Here is a 15,211-nt window from a genome sequence, read left to right as displayed (position 1 = left end):
CGTCAGGCGCGCATGGGCACGTCGACGGAGAAATCGCGCGAGATCTCGTCGGCGCTGAAATCGATCAGCGCAAGCGAAGCGGCTTCGGCTTCGCGCGGGTCGCGCCGCTCGATCGCGTCGACCACCCGTGCATGCGCCTTTACGACGACGTCGTGCGCACCTTCCTTCTGCACGACACGTGGATTCACGAGACGCACCGCACCGCGCACGATCGCCGCCATCTGCTGGAAGAACTGGTTGCCGCTCGCCTGCACGATGCGCGTGTGCAGCAACTCGTCCGCCGTGTCGTAGCCGGGGTCGCCCGGCTGCAGCACCTTGAATGCATCGAACGCTTCGCGGATGCCCGCGATGTCGGCAGCCGTCGCGCGCACCGCCGCCTGCGCGGTCGCGCGCGGTTCGATCAGCATCCGGAATTCGATGACGTCGCGCATGAACTGCGGATCGGGTTTCGCCCGGAATCGCCAGCTCACGACGTCTTCGTCGATCATCCGCCAGTCGCGCATCGGCCGCACGCGCGTACCGACTTTCGGGCGCACGTCCAGCATGTCGCGCGCAAGCAACATCGATAGCGCTTCCCGCATCACGGTGCGACTCACATCGAACTCTTTCGACAGCACGTCCTGCGGCGGCAAGATGCCGCCGTACTTGTCCTCGACGATACCCGAGACAAGCCCATCCATCACTTTCGCGACCAGTGACCGGTCTTTGCCCTGCTCCATGACACCTCCCCGTGCGTCGATTTGCGAACACCTGCTCCGCAGTTCCGCCGGCCCTGGTTACGACTGTTCTTATGATCTATAAGTTGATGAGTTCGAGGATATTTCGCTATCTGGTAAACACCTGACAGGGTTATCCCTCTTTTTGACCGGGTGATTTATACGGCTAAAAATAAGGCCCGGGAAGCGCATTGCGCCTACCGGGCCCCGATTTCCACAAGATTTAAACATTCAGTCCATTACGACGTGCGACACATCATTACGGACTGCTTGTCACATCTTTCAATTAGCCGAATAAACGATCGTTTCAACGCCGTTTTCCGTGCCGAGCAAGCACAGATTCGCACCGCGCTCGGCGAACAGGCCGACCGTCACGACGCCCGGCCACGCGTTCACCTGGGCTTCGAAACCGCGCGGATCGGCGATCTGCAGCCCCTTCACGTCGATGATCTCGTTGCCGTTGTCGGTGATGTACGGCGCGCCGTCCTTCGTCACGCGCAGCACCGGCACGCCGCCGAGCGCGGTCACGCGCCGGCCGATCGCCGTGCGCGCCATCGGCACGACTTCGATCGGCAGCGGGAACCCGCCGAGCACCGGCACGCGCTTGCTGGCGTCCGCGATGCAGACGAACGTATCGGCCACCGATGCGACGATCTTCTCGCGTGTCAGCGCGCCGCCGCCGCCCTTGATCATCGCGCCGCTCGCGTCGATCTCGTCGGCGCCGTCGACGTACACCTGCAGCGAGTCGACCTCGTTCAGGTCGAACACCTTGATGCCGTGCGACTTCAGGCGTTCGGTCGTGGCGACGGAGCTCGACACGGCGCCGCGATAGCGCGCCTTGACGACGGCGAGCGCGTCGATGAAGCAGTTGGCGGTCGAGCCGGTGCCGACGCCGATCACGGCGCCTTCCGGCACGTTCTGGATCACGTAATCAGCGGCGGCCTGGCCGACGAGGCGTTTGAGTTCGTCTTGAGTCATGGAGTGGTAATGCTGCGGGATTGCGGAAAACCGCCAGTTTACCGGACTCGGATGACGGCCCGGGTTTTTCGGCGTGCCGGGCGCGACGGATTCAGGGGGCGCCCGCCTCGGGCGCGTTGTCCGCCGGTTGCATGCCGGGAAAGTACTTGTCGAGCAACGCCTGCGCGATCGCGTCGGTTTCGGCGTCCGGGTTGCCTGCATAGTCGGACGGCCTGAAATGCATCTGGAACGCCGCGAACACGCGGCGCGTGCGTGCGTCGAGCACGCCATCGGTGGCCACGTCGTAGCCGTAGCGCGCAAGCTTGAGCTGCAGTTCGCGCACGTCGACCGGCGCATGCGGATCGCGACCGCCGAGCCGCGCGGCCACGGCCGCATCGTCCGGCCACGCGCCGACGCCGGCTCGGGCCAGCGCATGCCACGGAAACAGCGGCCCCGGATCGATCTTGCGTTGCGGCGCGATGTCGCTGTGCCCGACCACGCGCGTCGGCGGAATCCCGTAGCGTGCGACGATGTCCTTCGACAGCCGGGTCAGCGCCGCGACCTGTTCGGGCGGATAAGGCTGCCAGGTGCGGTTTTGCGGATCGAGCGGCCCGCGGTTCACGTTCTCGATGCCGATCGACACCGCGTTCAGCTCCGTCGTGCCCTGCCACTCGCTGACGCCCGCGTGCCATGCGCGCTCGGATTCCGGAACGAGCTGGTAGACGACCGGCCTCCCGCGCTCGAGGCGCGGCTGCGGCGGGATGACGTAATGCACGCTGACCGAATCGCCCGTCAGCGTACGCAGCGATTTCGCCTCGTCGCTTTCGGTGTAATGCATCACGAGAAAGCGGATCCGCGCATCGGCGCCGCGCGCGTGCAGGCTCGTGTCGGCGTAGTAGGTGCCGCGTTCGACGAGCGACGGTGACGTGCAGGCAGCCAGCAGGCACAGCACGGCGCAGGATGCGCCAGCGCGAAACAGGGTCATCGGTCGCGAGCTCCGGAGAGCCGCGTGCCGCAGCGGATCGCGGCACGCGTCGTTCGGGTCATTCGAGGCCCGCGCAGGGCGCGCGGGACGGGCTGCGTCAACCCTTCACGCGGCGCTGGCGCACGGCTTCGTACAGGCACACGCCGCTGGCGACCGACACGTTCAGGCTTTCCACGCTGCCGGCCATCGGAATGCTCATCACCTCGTCGCAGGTGTCGCGCGTCAGCCGGCGCATGCCTTCGCCTTCCGCGCCCATCACGAGCGCGACGGGGCCGTCGAGCTTGGTTTCGTAGAGCGTCGCCGATGCCTCGTCCGACGTGCCGATGATCCACACGCCGGCCTCCTTCAGCTCGCGCAGCGCACGGGCGAGGTTCGTCACCGTGATGTACGGCACCGTATCCGCCGCACCGCTCGCCACCTTGGCCGCGGTGGCGTTCAGGCCGACCGCGCGGTCGCGCGGTGCGATCACCGCGTGCGCGCCGGCCGAATCGGCGACACGCAGGCACGCGCCGAGGTTGTGCGGATCGGTGACACCGTCGAGCACCAGCAGCAGCGCGGGGCCCTGGATGCCGTCGAGCAGCTCGGACAGGTTCTGCGCGAGCGGGATGTCCTCGACACGCGCGACGACGCCCTGGTGGCGCTCGGTATGCGCGAGGCCCCACAGGCGCGTTTCGTCGGCCGCGATCAGCCGCACGCCCGCTTCCTTCGCGGTGTGCAGGAAGTCCTGCATGCGGCGGTCGCGGCGCGTCTGGTCGTACAGCACCTCCGCAACCGTCGATGCATCGTGCCGCAAACGTGCGGTCACCGCATGAAAACCGTAAAGAACCTTCAGACGTGACATGACTGGAACAACCTTCGATCAAACGTGCGGCCGCGCGACGCGCGCAGCCGCGATCCATGGAAAAGGAAAGCGCCGCGTTGCCGGCTGATGACCGGTCACGCGGCGTCTCTCGATACTGCAGGGCGGGCGCTGGCGCCGCCCCGAACGCTCAATACTTCTTGCGGGCGCGTGCCTTCTTCGCAGTCGGCTTCGCCGCCGCACCGCCACCGCTGCCGCCCTTCTTGCGCGCGGCGCGCACTTCCTTCACCGCGACGCTCGGCGCACTCGCGGCCTTCTTGCGGCGCGGCACGGAATCCTCCACCTGCGGCAGCGTGCGTACGCGCGGGCCATTGCCGCGGTCGACACCCCCGCCAACGGAAGCCGGCGCGGGCGACGGACGCGGCGCCTTCACCGGCGTATCGCGCACGAGGCGGAAGTCGATCTTGCGTGCATCGAGATCGACGCGGCTCACCTGCACGCGCACGCGATCCGACAGGCGATAGCGGATGCCCGTACGCTCACCGCGCAGCTCGTTCTTGATCTCGTCGTACTGGAAGTAGTCCGAGCCGAGTTCCGTGACGTGCACGAGCCCTTCGATGAACAGCGTGTCGAGCTGCACGAAGATGCCGAACGACGTGACGCCGTTCACCATCCCGCCGTATTCCTCGCCGAGCTTGTCGCGCATGAAGTAGCACTTGAGCCAGGCCTCGACGTCGCGCGATGCTTCATCCGCGCGGCGCTCGTTCGCCGAGCAGTGCAGGCCGAGTTCTTCCCAGATCGCCGTGTTGGAACGCGAGCGGCCGCGCGATTCGTCGTCGGCCTGCTGCATCGCGCGAGCGCGCGGCGACAGCGCGGTGTTCAACTCGAAACCTTCCGGCGCCTTCGGCACGTACTTCTTGCCCGACAGGATCGCGTAGATCGCGCGGTGCGTGAGCAAGTCCGGATAACGGCGGATCGGGCTCGTGAAGTGCGCGTACGCCTCGTAGGCCAGGCCGAAGTGACCGATGTTGTCCGGACTGTAGACGGCCTGCTGCATCGAGCGCAGCAGCATCGGCTGCAGCATCTGCGCATCGGGCCGGTCGCGGATCTGCGCCATCAGCGCCGCGTAGTCGCTCGCATGCGGCTTGTCGCCGCCGCCGAGCGACAGACCCATGCCGCGCAGGAACGCACGCAGGTTCTCGAGCTTCTCCGGCGTCGGCCCCGCGTGCACGCGGTACAGGCCCGGATGCTTGTTGCGCTTCAGGAAATCGGCCGCGCAGACGTTCGCGGCCAGCATGCATTCCTCGATCAGCTTGTGCGCATCGTTACGCTGGCGCGGCACGATCTGCTCGATCTTGCCCTGCGAGTTGCAGACGATGTAGGTCTCGGTCGTGTCGAAGTCGATCGCGCCACGCTTCTGCCGTGCGGCGAACAGCGACTTGTAGACGCCGTACAGATCCTGCAGGTGCGGCAGAAGATCCGCGCGGCGCGCAGCCTCCGGCCCCTTCGTGTTCGACAGCACGGCGGCGACTTCGGTGTACGTCAGGCGCGCCGCCGAATGGATGACGGCCGGATAGAACTGGTACGCCTTGATCTCGCCGCGCGCGGTGATCACCATGTCGCACGCGAGCACGCAACGATCGACCTGCGGATTCAGCGAGCAGAGGCCGTTCGACAGCTTCTCCGGCAGCATCGGAATCACGCGGCGCGGGAAGTAGACCGACGTGCTGCGCTCGAGCGCGTCGGCATCGAGCCCGCTGCCCGGCTGCACGTAGTGCGACACGTCGGCGATCGCGACGATCAGGCGGTAGCCGTCGCCGCGGCCGACCTTGACCGGCTCGCAGTAGACGGCGTCGTCGAAGTCGCGGGCGTCCTCGCCGTCGATCGTCACGAGCGGCACGTCGCGCAGGTCGACGCGGAAACGCAGGTCGGTCGGCCGCACCTTGTCCGGCAGCGCGGCGGCTTCGTCGAGCGCCGGCTGGCTGAACTCGTGCGGCACGCCGTACTTGCGCACCGCGATTTCGATTTCCATGCCCGGATCGTCGATGTCGCCGAGCACCTCGACGACACGGCCGAGCGGCTGCGAATGGCGGCTCGGGAAATCGGTCAGCTCGACGACGACGACCTGCCCGACCTTCGCCTTCTTCACGTTCTGCGTGATCAGGATGTCGTGGCCGATACGCTTGTCTTCCGGTGCGACGATCAGCGCGCCGTTCTCGTTGAGCAGGCGGCCGATCACGCGCTTGTTCGCGCGCTCGGTGACTTCGACGACATGCCCTTCCGGGCGGCCGCGGCGATCGTAGCCGACGATCCGCGCGAGCACGCGATCGTTGTGCATCACCTTCTGCATTTCGCCGTTCGGCAAAAACAGGTCGTCCTGGCCGTCGTCGCGGATCACGAACCCGTAGCCGTCGCGATGCCCCTGCACGCGCCCGGCGACGAAGTTCGACGGATGGGTCAACTGGTAGTGGCCGCGCTTGTCGAGGCGGATCTGGCCGTCGCGTTCCATCGCGGCGACACGCCGGAAGAACCCCTCGCGCTCCTGACGCTTGATCGACAGTGCTTCTGCGATGTCGTTGGCGGCCAGCGGCGCGTCGCTCGTACGCAGCACGCCGAGAATTTCTTCACGGCTCGGAATGGGGTACGGATATTTGCTCAAGGGTTTGTCGATGGTTGTTCTCGTTGCGTTGATTGATGGTGCACGGCATCAACATAGAGGTGTCCTTCAGACAGTTCTATATTGACGGCGGCGGGTCATTCTATCACCCGGCTGTGTCACCAAATGACCGGAATGCCGCCGGCAGGCATGGCGGCGCCCGGTTTGCGATGCATCGCAAAAAAGTGTTGACACGAATAATTGGGGCGCTATAATTTCGCTTCTTTGCAGCAAGCAGCTACTGCAAAACGTGCCCAGGTGGCGGAATTGGTAGACGCACTAGGTTCAGGTCCTAGCGGTGGCAACATCGTGGAGGTTCGAGTCCTCTCCTGGGCACCATCTGTTTTTAAAAAGGTCGGCTTTTAGCCGGCCTTTTTTATTTCTAGCCCGGAAAGCAAAGCGCCTGCGCGCATGTGCTGCAGAACCCTCTCCTCGGCAGCCTCGGTATTCAAAAAAGCAAAAAGCCGGCATCGTGCCGGCCGCGAATCAGCACCAAAGTGGTGCGCGCGTGGCGGATCGAAATCCGCGTCGCGCCACGTCACCATCAGAGCATGCGCTTCAGCACGTCGTTCTTCGACACGAAGTGATGCTTGAGTGCCGCCCCCGCGTGTACCGCCACCACGAATGCCAGCGTATAGCAGCCGAACTTGTGAAGGTCGAACCAGTGCTCGGTCACCGGCCCCGCGCTATACGGCGTCTTCACGTAAAGCACGCCAAACAGCCAGTAGCCGTCCGGCACCATCACGAACCCGCTGAACAGCACGAAGGCGACCAGCGCGTAGATCAGCGAGTGCACCAGATGCGCGATCGATTGCTGCTGACGCGGAATCGATGCGACGTCAGGCGGCGTGCGGCGGAAGAACGACCACACGTAGCGCAGCGGAAACAGCACGATCAGACAGCTCGCGAGCGACATGTTCAGGGTCGACACGAAACGCCAGAGATCCGGCTGCGTGATGACGTGCAGCGAAATTCCGGCCACCATCGTGTACAGGATCACGGCCGCGAAAATCCAGTGCAGCGCGCGGGAAAAGCGGTCGTATCGGCCGCTGGATAATGTTTCGTTCTGCAAATCTGTTTGGGAAGCCACCTGCATGATTCATCCTTTATCGGTTGCGAAGACATGGTTGCCATGGATATGTGGATGAAATTATCGAGGTGGAAACCCGTGGTGATAACCATTCTCAAGGATTTCAAAATACCCGGCGCGACGTCAGCGCATCTCGATCAGGAACGTCATCACGCCGTCGCCCGACCCCGCCGTCACGCGCTCGCCGTACTGGTAGTACTGCGCGGTATACGGCAACGTGGTTGCCCCGACCGTCGCGTCACCGAGGCTGTGCCAAGTATTCAACGTGACCGGCGCGTCGTTCTTCAGCACGCGAATGCCGACCCCCTGCGCGGCGTCGTCGCCGAGCAGCTTCAGCACGTCGGTCGTGCCCGGCACCGTCTCGCCGAGCAACCGGATCGACAGCGGTGTCGGCCGTGCCTCGCCGAACGGGCTGCAGGTCAGGTCGATCGCGAATTCGCGTGACGCCTGCGTCGAGCCCGGACCGTCGAAGGCCGACGCGGGCACGGCGCCGAGCGGCACGACGAGATGCTTCGAGGCCGTATTGACGGTGCACGCGACGCCCCGCACGTAACTGCTCGTAATGTGCTTGCGCACCACGTAATGGCTCGGATCGCCGCTCACGGGCGACGCCTCGACGACAAACGCCTGGCCCAGCAGGAAGCCGGGCGTCACCGGCCCGATCTTGACGAGCTCCATGTCGATCACGAACGTGCGCGCCGAGCCGTCCCCCGGATGTGTCCCGAGCACGCCTTCCGTCTTGCTGCCGAGATCCTCGCCGTCGCGCACCATCCTCAACGCAAGGCCCGGGAGATTGGTTGCCCACAGGTTCATGCCCGGCGCGGGGCCGAACTCGCTCGAGTAGTTCAAGGTCCGCGCCAGCGGCTCGCCCTGGCCGTTCGGCGCACAGGTGAGGGTCAGCGTGAACCGGACCGACCGGACGACGCCGCCGACCTCGACGCCGTCGGCCGCGATCGAACCGAACTCGATCGGATTGAAATCTTCGGGCAGGCTCAGGCACGCGGCAAACGCGGGCGCCGTGCAGAGCATCAGCGTGACGAACGCCGCCCAGCGGCGCAGGCATGTGGCAAATCGGGATATCGTGAGTTTCATGAACGGGGTGAAGTAGGTGAAGCAGCGTCGGCCCGCAGCGCCGGATGCGTGCGCGAGCAGACGACCTCGAGTTCGGGGAAATTGCTGTGCGGCGTCGACTCGCCCATGTTGTACGACAGTGCGCAGCGCTCGTCCGGGCGCGGCCCCCATCGCACGAACAGGTCGCCGGCCCGGCCGACGCCGGTGACGAAGCCCTGCCCGCCGGGGCCGACCATGCCGACCTCCTTGCCGGCCGCCGTCAGCACGGCGGCACCGAACGGCACCGGCTGGCCCGAGTCGTCGGTCATGTCGAGCATCAGGCGGCCTGCCTCGACCTCGAACGGCGCCAGCACGACCGCACCACGTGTCGGCACGACGTGCACGATCGCGTTGCGGATCTCGAGCTGACGATCGAGTTCCGCCGTGCGCAACGCGATGCGGTTCTGCCGGTAAGGCGTGACGTTCGGCACGACCGCATTGCCCGCGCGGTCGGTACGCACACCGGCATGCGCGATCACGCCGACGTCGGCCGCACCCTCGCTGCGCACCAGTGCGACGGTTTCGCCGAGCGGCTGCGACAGCGTGACGCCGCCGCCGTGCACGACCATGCCGCCCGCCGCACTGACCGAGGTCTGCGAGCCGCTGCGCGTCTGGTTATGGGTGGCCCCGAACTGGCCGGCCGTCGCGCGGTAGTTCAGGTTCACCGCACCGCCCAGGCCGTGTGCCGTGCGATCAGCGTCGACGCCGTAGCTCAGGCGATCGTCGTCGAACAACGTGCCGAACACGCCCGCGCGCTGCTCGGTGCCCGCGGTGCCGGCGATCAGTGTCGCGCTGCCGTACGCATGCGGTGTCGTCGTGCGCCCGCCGCCGAACGGAATCGACAGGTTCAGCGATACCTGCCGGCTGCGCTCGCCGCGCGCGCGCTGCTCGGCGCTCAGGCTCACGTTGTAGGACACGCGCGACACGCTGCCCGAATAGCCGAGCTGGAGCAGCCGGTCCTCGCCCGCACCGTCGCGGTAGGCGCGCCGGCTCGCGCTGACGTACAGCGAACCCGCGCCCCCCAGGCTCTGCGACACGCTCAGCTCACTGCGGTTGCGCTTGCCCGCGCGGCCCGCCCACGTGTCGACCGACGTCGCGTAGCGCACCACGACGTCGGACAGGCTGCGATAGCCGCCCGAGTACTGGTGATGCGCGGCGCGCAGTTCCGTGCCTGTCGACGCGAACGCCTTCGCGTACATCGCGCGCACGGCGCTGCCCGCGCCCGCTTGCCCCGCCTGGTCGCGATAACGGGCGTGCGTCACGTCCACCGACAGTGCACCGATCCGCGCCAGGTTGCGCGCGGCGCCGGCCGCCAGCGCCGCATACCCGTTCGCGAACGTCACGCCGCCGTAGATCGTCGTCTCACCGGGCAAGCCATAAGCGGCGCTCGCCGACGTGAACCACTGCGATTGCGCGGAATCGGTACGCAAGCGCCCCGCGGCCGCGCGATACGACCACGCATTCTGGCGCAGCAGGGTCGGAATGCTCGCCGACGGCTGGATGAAGCTGCGCTTCTGGCCGTCCGCCTCGACGATCGTCACCTCGAGGTCCGCATGCGCCGCGATCGCGTACAGGTCGTCGATCTCGAACGGCCCCGGCGGCACGTAGCTGCTGTAGATCAGATAGCCGTTCTGGCGTATCTCGACCTTCGCGTGGCTTTGCGCGATGCCGCGCACGACCGGCGCGTAGCCGCGCTGGCTGTCCGGTTGCATCGTGTCGTCGGACGCGAGCTGCACGCCGCGGAACGCCACGCTGTCGAACACGTTGTCGGACGTGAAGTTCTCGCCGAACGTGACGCGGCTGCGCCAGCCGGGAAGGTCGCGCTCGAGATAGGTGTTCATGAATTGCGTCTGCAGCCCCGACGCGTTGTGGTTCACCATCGCGCTGCTGCGCAGGCGCCACGCGCCGAGGTTCAGGCCCGCGCGCACGCTGCCGTACGCTTCCGTCGCGTGCCCCGACGGCCCGTCGTAACGCCGCTGCGCGGCGTTGAAGCGATAGTCGAAGCGCAGCGCGTTGATACCTTCGTCCCAGCGCGACGGATCGACCGAGCCGCGCGGCACGCGCTTCATCTTCGCTTGCGGAACCGTCAGCGCCAGCGTCTGGCGATCCGGATCCACCGTAACCGTCGCATCCGGCATCGCATCGCGCGGATCGACGCACGCGAGCGTAGCGCCGGCCGCATCCGCGGCATCCACCTCGGTAATGCGCGGATAGGCCGCGAGGTTCACGCCGAACCCGTCGAGCTGCGCGGCGCCCAGGCAGGGTCGCACCGCATTGCCTTGCTCGTCGCGTGGATCGCGCTCGAAGCGGATGTCGTGCATGCCCGACGCTTCGCCATTGACCGACACATCGACCGGGTGCACGCCGGGCAGCAGCACGTTCGCTTCGGCGAACACGTCGAGATCCACGTCCGCCTGCGGGTTGCCGAACGCGAGGAACGCGGGATTGAATGCCGTGTTCGCGTGCGCGTGCGCGTGCGCCCCCGCGGTCGGCAATCCGATCGCGAAGGTCGAAGCGAGCGCGAGCACGCATCGGCGCAGCGGGTCAAGGCATCGTGTCATGAAATGGGGGAACGGCGCGCACCGGATGGGCGCACGCCGCATAAGTCGAAAAAATGGAAAGTCGGAAAAGCGGATTGCGGCGCGGCCGCTTGCCGGCCCCGCGACCGCGATGCGTCAAACGGCGCCGGTCGGCACCTTCGTCGTGACGGATGGCGTCACGGCGCCGTAGTCGTTGATCGTGCTGAACCGCAGCGTGACGGGCTGCGTCGGCACCGCGTGGATGTAGCGCAGCTTGTAGGTCGCCGCCTGCAGCGGCGGCACCATCTCGAGATCGACGTCCTCGGTCGTGCCGGCTTCGATGCCGATCTTCGAGAACGTGACGTGATAAGGCGTCGGATTGTTCACCGTCAGCAGCACACCGTCGCTCGACGGCGCGATGCGCCAGGTCAGCGCCGCCGGCGCATCGGCCGACGAGCCGGTCAGGCCCTGCGGCCGATAGAACGCCTTGATCCGCGTCTGGATCGCGATCTGGAGCACGTTGTCCTGCTTCGGCGTGGCAGGAATCTCCTTCACGTTCAGCCACATCAGCGACTCGCGATCGGACGGCAGCCCGTGCTTGACGGGCATCACGCGCAGCAGGTTTTCCTTGCCGGGATCGAGCCGCGACAGCGGCGGCGTGACGAAGAACGGTGCCTTCGCGCCGCCCTTCGTCGATCCGCCGTCAATCCAGGCCTGTACGACGTAAGGCTGGCTGTCCGCGTTCTTCACGGGCACGACGGCTTCGCGCCGGTCCTCCGGCAGGATCACGCGCGTCGCGCCCACCACCACGCCCGCGAGCGCGCCGTGGGTCATGCACAGCCCGAGCACGCAGGCCAGAGTACGTTGTCCGAATTGAATCGTCATCGCTCGATCCCGTCTGCTTAGCGGTAGTGCAGCGTGAACGACGCCGTGCCGTTCGCCTCGCCCGCCTCGGTCTGGTTCGACGTCGAGACGTAGTTCGCGGCGAAATTCAGCACGTTGCTGCCCGGCGTCAGCTTGAGCGTGTCGGTCTCGCTGTTGATGCCGATCTGCTTGCCCCCTTCGTCCATCAACTGGATGCCGACGCCTTTCGCGTCGTCCTGCGCGCCGGTGCCGATCGCGAGCAGCGTCGGATCGTCGCCGTTCGACGTGCCCTCGAACTGCGCGCGCACGCCGCTCAACTGGTCGTTGCACTCGCTCAGCGCGATCTGGAACGGCACGCGGCGACTTTCCTGGCCGGCGGTGGCGAGCTGGTCGATACCGATCGCGCCGAGCGGCACCTGAATATTGCTGTTATCGATCTTGCAGGTCGTCGCGACGATCTTGCCGTGGAAGTTGATCGTGCCATCCGCGGCGAGTGCGGACGTCGAACCGAATGCGGCCAGCAGCGCGGCCAACAGGAGGGATTTCTGGTACTTTTTCATCGAGTATCTGGGTAGAGAATTGAGGATTTCCGCTGCCGGTCCCTGACAGCGGAACAACGAACCCGTCGAGTTCGCAGGCATTATTCCGATCCGGCCGTCACCACCCAACAAACTTGAGAAAATTCTCAACGCATACCACCTGGACGGATGAATCACGATGCAATGCGACACCGGCGGCGACGCTTTCCACCCTTCCCGGGCGCGCCTTTCGACGTAGCGAACAGCACCCGGGCAATACGCAAGGAATCCTCATCATCAGGCGAAAGATGCACCGTGTGGCGACATGGCCGTCGACACGGATGGTGCGCGCAAACGCGCCCGAGGCAGGCACGGCCAAGCGTGCCGCTCGCGGCGGCGGTGACGAACGACGGGGGGAAACGGGATGTGATCGGGACGCGGCGAGACGGGCTGCCGTGCCTCACGAACGCCTCAGGACAGCCTCGCGCAGGCGCGTCGATTCAATACCGAACGGCGGCTGAAGCGGCGTGCCGCGACAGCCTTGCCGGAACGGGAATACGGATGGGAACAGGAAGGATCGACAACATCGATCCTGTAGTCAGCCGGCGCGCCTCGCCGCGGCCGGCCGCTTGCTCAGGTCAACTCGAGCCGATACCCGTAGTTGTAGATCGTCGTGATCGCGAGCCCGTTCTTCGGCCGCAGCCCGAGGCTCGTACGCAACTTGCTGACATAGGTGGCCAGCGTCGCGTCGTACTTCCGATCCACCACGCCCCAGATACGCTTGATCATCATGTCCTTCGACACGATGCGCCCGACGCTCTCGAACAGCATCAGCGCGAGATCGAACTCGCGCTGCGACAGCTCGACCGGCACGCCGTCGACGGTCGCGGCATGCGAGCTCGTGTCGAGCACGAACTTGCCGACCTCGACGACCTTCGCGCGCTGCGTCTCCGGATAGTACTTGCGCGCCTGCGCATTGACGCGCGCGACGAGTTCGCGCTCCCGCAACGGCTTGATCAGGTAATCGTCCGCACCGGTGTTCAGACCGAACACGATGTCGTTCTCGCCGTCGTGCTGCGTCATCATGATGATCGGTAGCGTATCGGCGAACGATTCGCGCGCCCAGCGCATCACCTCGATCCCCGACTTGCCTGGCACGTCCCAGTCGAGCAGCAGTACGTCGACGCGCTGCGTGCGCACCAGCTCGATGAAGCTGTCGCCGTCGTGACGCACCTCCGTGTCGTAGCCGGCCTTGTTGAGCCAGCCGGCCACGACGCCCGCCTGCGTCACCATGTCTTCGAGTATTGCGACAATCATGTTCGATCCAGTCTCAAGATGCCGCCCCGTCCTCGGGCCCGTTCGCCACTCCGTCGGCCGGAGCGGGCGGCAAGTAAACAAAAGCCCATTCGCCATAGGCATCGCTGTCGCCGAACGTATCGTACCGCGCGGGGAAGCCCTGGCGCTTCAGCGGCTGCCCCGGCGCCTCGCTGAACACGCCCATGATGCCGCCGTCCGGCGCCTTCACGAGCCCCCACTGCATCGACCCGGTCAGCGGATCGGCATACAGGCGCCGCAAGTGACGCTGCGTCGGCAGCGCGCGGCGGTCCTCGAGCAATACGTCGAGCGACTCCGGATAGCGGCTGCCTCCCGCCGCATTGTAGTAGCTTGCGATCGCCGCGCGATACTGGTCGCCGACAAACAGCAACTGCGCCTCGCGATCGCGCTGCTGCACCGTCTGCCAGATGCGCGCGGCCTGCGTCATGCCGAGCCCCAGCGCCGCGACGAGCATCAGCACGCCGAGATACGCGATGCCGCGCTGCCCGCGCGGGCCGCGGCATCGGCCGCCACGCCGCCGGTTACCACGTCCCATATGCGCTCCCGTCGAGCGCACGCCCTTTCGCGCCGCTCTTCACGTCCGCGACGCCGCCCCGGTCGCCGGCCTGCGGTTGCCAGGAGCCGCGCTTGCCCGTGACCGGGTCGAGCGGGATCTCGCGCAGATAGCGCTTGTCGACCAGCACCTCGAGCGTGTCGGGATCGCGGCCGTGATCCGCCCGATAGTCGTCGATCGACTGGCGCAGCGTGTTCAGGTTGTGGCGCAGCACCGTTTCCTTCGCGCGATCGCTCTGCTTCAGGTAGCCGGGGGCGACGAACGCGGTGAGCGACGCGATGATCGCCATCACGACGAGCAGTTCGATCAGCGTGAAGCCCGCGATGCGACGTGCACGCTTACCACTGGTTGTACGGGACGCCATTGAGGCTCTCCTTGCGGTTGGTCGAGCGGATGTCGAACACGTCCTCGCCGGACGAGAACGCGTTGGGGTCGCTCGCATAGCTGCGCGTTTCCCAGGTGTCCTCCGGCGCCTTGCCCTCGCATTCGCACATCGGATCGGCAGGGATCTTGCGCAGGAAGTACAGTCTCGCGCCGTCCGGCGATTTCTTGTCCTCGACGCCGTCGACGAGCGCGTGCAGGTCGGGCGGGTAGCCGCTCGCGTCGACACTGCGCTCGATGCGCCCGTCATCGGCCGCCGCCTTGTACGCGTCGAGCGCCGAGCGGATCACCACCAGCGCACGGCGCAGTTCGGCCTCGTCCGAGCGGCGCTTGACCAGATCGGTCAGCGGCAGCGAGACGGTCGCGAGCAACGCGAGCAGCGTCAACGCCACCAGCAGCTCGATCAGCGTGAAACCGCGCGCGCGCGCACGTCGACGGATGCTCATGCGAAGCCCCGTGCGCGCGACAGCAGTACCGGCGCGTCGGCATACCGCACCGGCGCCGGTTCGCGCTCGCCCGTCAAACGCGCGACGAGCGCCTGGAGCGAGCCGATCAGCGAGCGTACCGCGGCGGTGATGCGATGCTCGCCACGTGCCTCGGGCTCGGCGAGCGCCGCGTGCGGCGCGGCAGCATCGGCCACCGTCACCGGCGCAACCGCACGCACGACGGCAGCCGGTTGCACCGCCTGCGGAGCCGCGTCGACGTCGCCCGCACGCGCCTGCCCGATC

The 15,211-nt window shown here is 66.5% G+C and carries 14 protein-coding genes, 1 tRNA gene and 1 pseudogene; 1 reads left to right on the top strand and 15 read right to left on the bottom strand.

Going from position 1 to position 15,211, the window contains the following annotated elements; translation table 11 throughout:
* Positions 1-2: 2 nt before the first annotated feature.
* The 5 genes from G3N96_RS16795 to rnr form a co-directional block, all read right to left on the bottom strand.
* Positions 3-719 carry an FCD domain-containing protein gene (locus G3N96_RS16795; RefSeq protein WP_021161556.1) on the bottom strand — a complete coding sequence of 239 codons (717 nt, stop codon included), beginning with the start codon at positions 717-719 and terminating at the stop codon, positions 3-5.
* 279 nt (positions 720-998) lie between these two features.
* Positions 999-1,694: a ribose-5-phosphate isomerase RpiA gene (rpiA, locus tag G3N96_RS16790; RefSeq protein WP_089494761.1), complete on the bottom strand. Its 696-nt coding sequence runs from the start codon at positions 1,692-1,694 to the stop codon at positions 999-1,001.
* A 91-nt stretch (positions 1,695-1,785) separates the two neighbouring features.
* The gene (locus G3N96_RS16785; protein WP_124584167.1) at positions 1,786-2,658 is read right to left on the bottom strand and encodes an N-acetylmuramoyl-L-alanine amidase; all 873 of its coding nucleotides are present in this window, start codon (positions 2,656-2,658) and stop codon (positions 1,786-1,788) included.
* A 97-nt stretch (positions 2,659-2,755) separates the two neighbouring features.
* Positions 2,756-3,499, bottom strand: coding sequence for a 23S rRNA (guanosine(2251)-2'-O)-methyltransferase RlmB (gene rlmB / locus G3N96_RS16780; protein WP_011351846.1), 744 nt, complete (start codon positions 3,497-3,499; stop codon positions 2,756-2,758).
* A 148-nt stretch (positions 3,500-3,647) separates the two neighbouring features.
* The gene (gene rnr / locus G3N96_RS16775) at positions 3,648-6,116 is read right to left on the bottom strand and encodes a ribonuclease R (RefSeq protein WP_206137875.1); all 2,469 of its coding nucleotides are present in this window, start codon (positions 6,114-6,116) and stop codon (positions 3,648-3,650) included.
* Positions 6,117-6,365: 249 nt separating this feature from the next.
* Between rnr and G3N96_RS16770 the strand changes: the two genes are divergently transcribed.
* Positions 6,366-6,452 (top strand) — tRNA-Leu (locus G3N96_RS16770).
* A gap of 205 nt (positions 6,453-6,657) precedes the next feature.
* On the opposite strand, the gene G3N96_RS16765 is transcribed toward G3N96_RS16770, so the two are convergent.
* The 10 genes and pseudogenes from G3N96_RS16765 to G3N96_RS16720 form a co-directional block, all read right to left on the bottom strand.
* The gene (locus G3N96_RS16765) at positions 6,658-7,203 is read right to left on the bottom strand and encodes a cytochrome b/b6 domain-containing protein (RefSeq protein ID WP_346778896.1); all 546 of its coding nucleotides are present in this window, start codon (positions 7,201-7,203) and stop codon (positions 6,658-6,660) included.
* 123 nt (positions 7,204-7,326) lie between these two features.
* Positions 7,327-8,295, bottom strand: a complete 969-nt coding sequence (locus G3N96_RS16760; protein WP_206137873.1) for a fimbrial protein — start codon at positions 8,293-8,295, stop codon at positions 7,327-7,329.
* Positions 8,292-10,874, bottom strand: coding sequence for a fimbria/pilus outer membrane usher protein (locus G3N96_RS16755; RefSeq protein ID WP_206137872.1), 2,583 nt, complete (start codon positions 10,872-10,874; stop codon positions 8,292-8,294). Before G3N96_RS16755 ends, G3N96_RS16760 begins: the two co-directional genes overlap by 4 nt.
* A gap of 114 nt (positions 10,875-10,988) precedes the next feature.
* Positions 10,989-11,717: a molecular chaperone gene (locus G3N96_RS16750; RefSeq protein WP_206137871.1), complete on the bottom strand. Its 729-nt coding sequence runs from the start codon at positions 11,715-11,717 to the stop codon at positions 10,989-10,991.
* A gap of 17 nt (positions 11,718-11,734) precedes the next feature.
* Positions 11,735-12,256, bottom strand: a complete 522-nt coding sequence (locus G3N96_RS16745; protein WP_206137870.1) for a fimbrial protein — start codon at positions 12,254-12,256, stop codon at positions 11,735-11,737.
* Between the two features lie 591 nt (positions 12,257-12,847).
* Positions 12,848-13,531: a response regulator transcription factor gene (locus G3N96_RS16740; RefSeq protein ID WP_089425257.1), complete on the bottom strand. Its 684-nt coding sequence runs from the start codon at positions 13,529-13,531 to the stop codon at positions 12,848-12,850.
* 13 nt (positions 13,532-13,544) lie between these two features.
* Entirely contained in the window at positions 13,545-14,084 is a 540-nt protein-coding gene (locus G3N96_RS16735) for a type II secretion system GspH family protein (RefSeq protein WP_206137869.1), read from the bottom strand.
* Positions 14,071-14,466, bottom strand: a complete 396-nt coding sequence (locus G3N96_RS16730; protein ID WP_089456124.1) for a prepilin-type N-terminal cleavage/methylation domain-containing protein — start codon at positions 14,464-14,466, stop codon at positions 14,071-14,073. The genes G3N96_RS16735 and G3N96_RS16730 overlap by 14 nt, the downstream gene beginning before the upstream one ends.
* Positions 14,441-14,929 carry a type II secretion system protein gene (locus G3N96_RS16725; RefSeq protein ID WP_206137868.1) on the bottom strand — a complete coding sequence of 163 codons (489 nt, stop codon included), beginning with the start codon at positions 14,927-14,929 and terminating at the stop codon, positions 14,441-14,443. The genes G3N96_RS16730 and G3N96_RS16725 overlap by 26 nt, the downstream gene beginning before the upstream one ends.
* A pseudogene (locus G3N96_RS16720) lies at positions 14,926-15,211 on the bottom strand (secretin); the annotation flags it as partial. The gene G3N96_RS16725 and the pseudogene G3N96_RS16720, both read right to left, overlap by 4 nt.

This window comes from Burkholderia sp. Se-20373, assembly GCF_017104705.1.
GTDB lineage: Bacteria > Pseudomonadota > Gammaproteobacteria > Burkholderiales > Burkholderiaceae > Burkholderia.
Note: the sequence above shows the minus strand (reverse complement) of the source record. Positions and strands in the feature narration are given on the sequence as shown.

Excerpts from the sequence above, each read along its gene's own strand:
- G3N96_RS16795 (WP_021161556.1), bottom strand. The coding sequence starts at position 719 with ATGGAGCAGGGCAAAGACCGGTCACTGGTCGCGAAAGTGATGGATGGG.
- rpiA (WP_089494761.1), bottom strand. The coding sequence starts at position 1,694 with ATGACTCAAGACGAACTCAAACGCCTCGTCGGCCAGGCCGCCGCTGAT.
- G3N96_RS16785 (WP_124584167.1), bottom strand. The coding sequence starts at position 2,658 with ATGACCCTGTTTCGCGCTGGCGCATCCTGCGCCGTGCTGTGCCTGCTG.
- rlmB (WP_011351846.1), bottom strand. The coding sequence starts at position 3,499 with ATGTCACGTCTGAAGGTTCTTTACGGTTTTCATGCGGTGACCGCACGT.
- G3N96_RS16760 (WP_206137873.1), bottom strand. The coding sequence starts at position 8,295 with ATGAAACTCACGATATCCCGATTTGCCACATGCCTGCGCCGCTGGGCG.
- G3N96_RS16755 (WP_206137872.1), bottom strand. The coding sequence starts at position 10,874 with ATGACACGATGCCTTGACCCGCTGCGCCGATGCGTGCTCGCGCTCGCT.
- G3N96_RS16750 (WP_206137871.1), bottom strand. The coding sequence starts at position 11,717 with ATGACGATTCAATTCGGACAACGTACTCTGGCCTGCGTGCTCGGGCTG.
- G3N96_RS16745 (WP_206137870.1), bottom strand. The coding sequence starts at position 12,256 with ATGAAAAAGTACCAGAAATCCCTCCTGTTGGCCGCGCTGCTGGCCGCA.
- G3N96_RS16740 (WP_089425257.1), bottom strand. The coding sequence starts at position 13,531 with ATGATTGTCGCAATACTCGAAGACATGGTGACGCAGGCGGGCGTCGTG.
- G3N96_RS16735 (WP_206137869.1), bottom strand. The coding sequence starts at position 14,084 with ATGGGACGTGGTAACCGGCGGCGTGGCGGCCGATGCCGCGGCCCGCGC.
- G3N96_RS16730 (WP_089456124.1), bottom strand. The coding sequence starts at position 14,466 with ATGGCGTCCCGTACAACCAGTGGTAAGCGTGCACGTCGCATCGCGGGC.
- G3N96_RS16725 (WP_206137868.1), bottom strand. The coding sequence starts at position 14,929 with ATGAGCATCCGTCGACGTGCGCGCGCGCGCGGTTTCACGCTGATCGAG.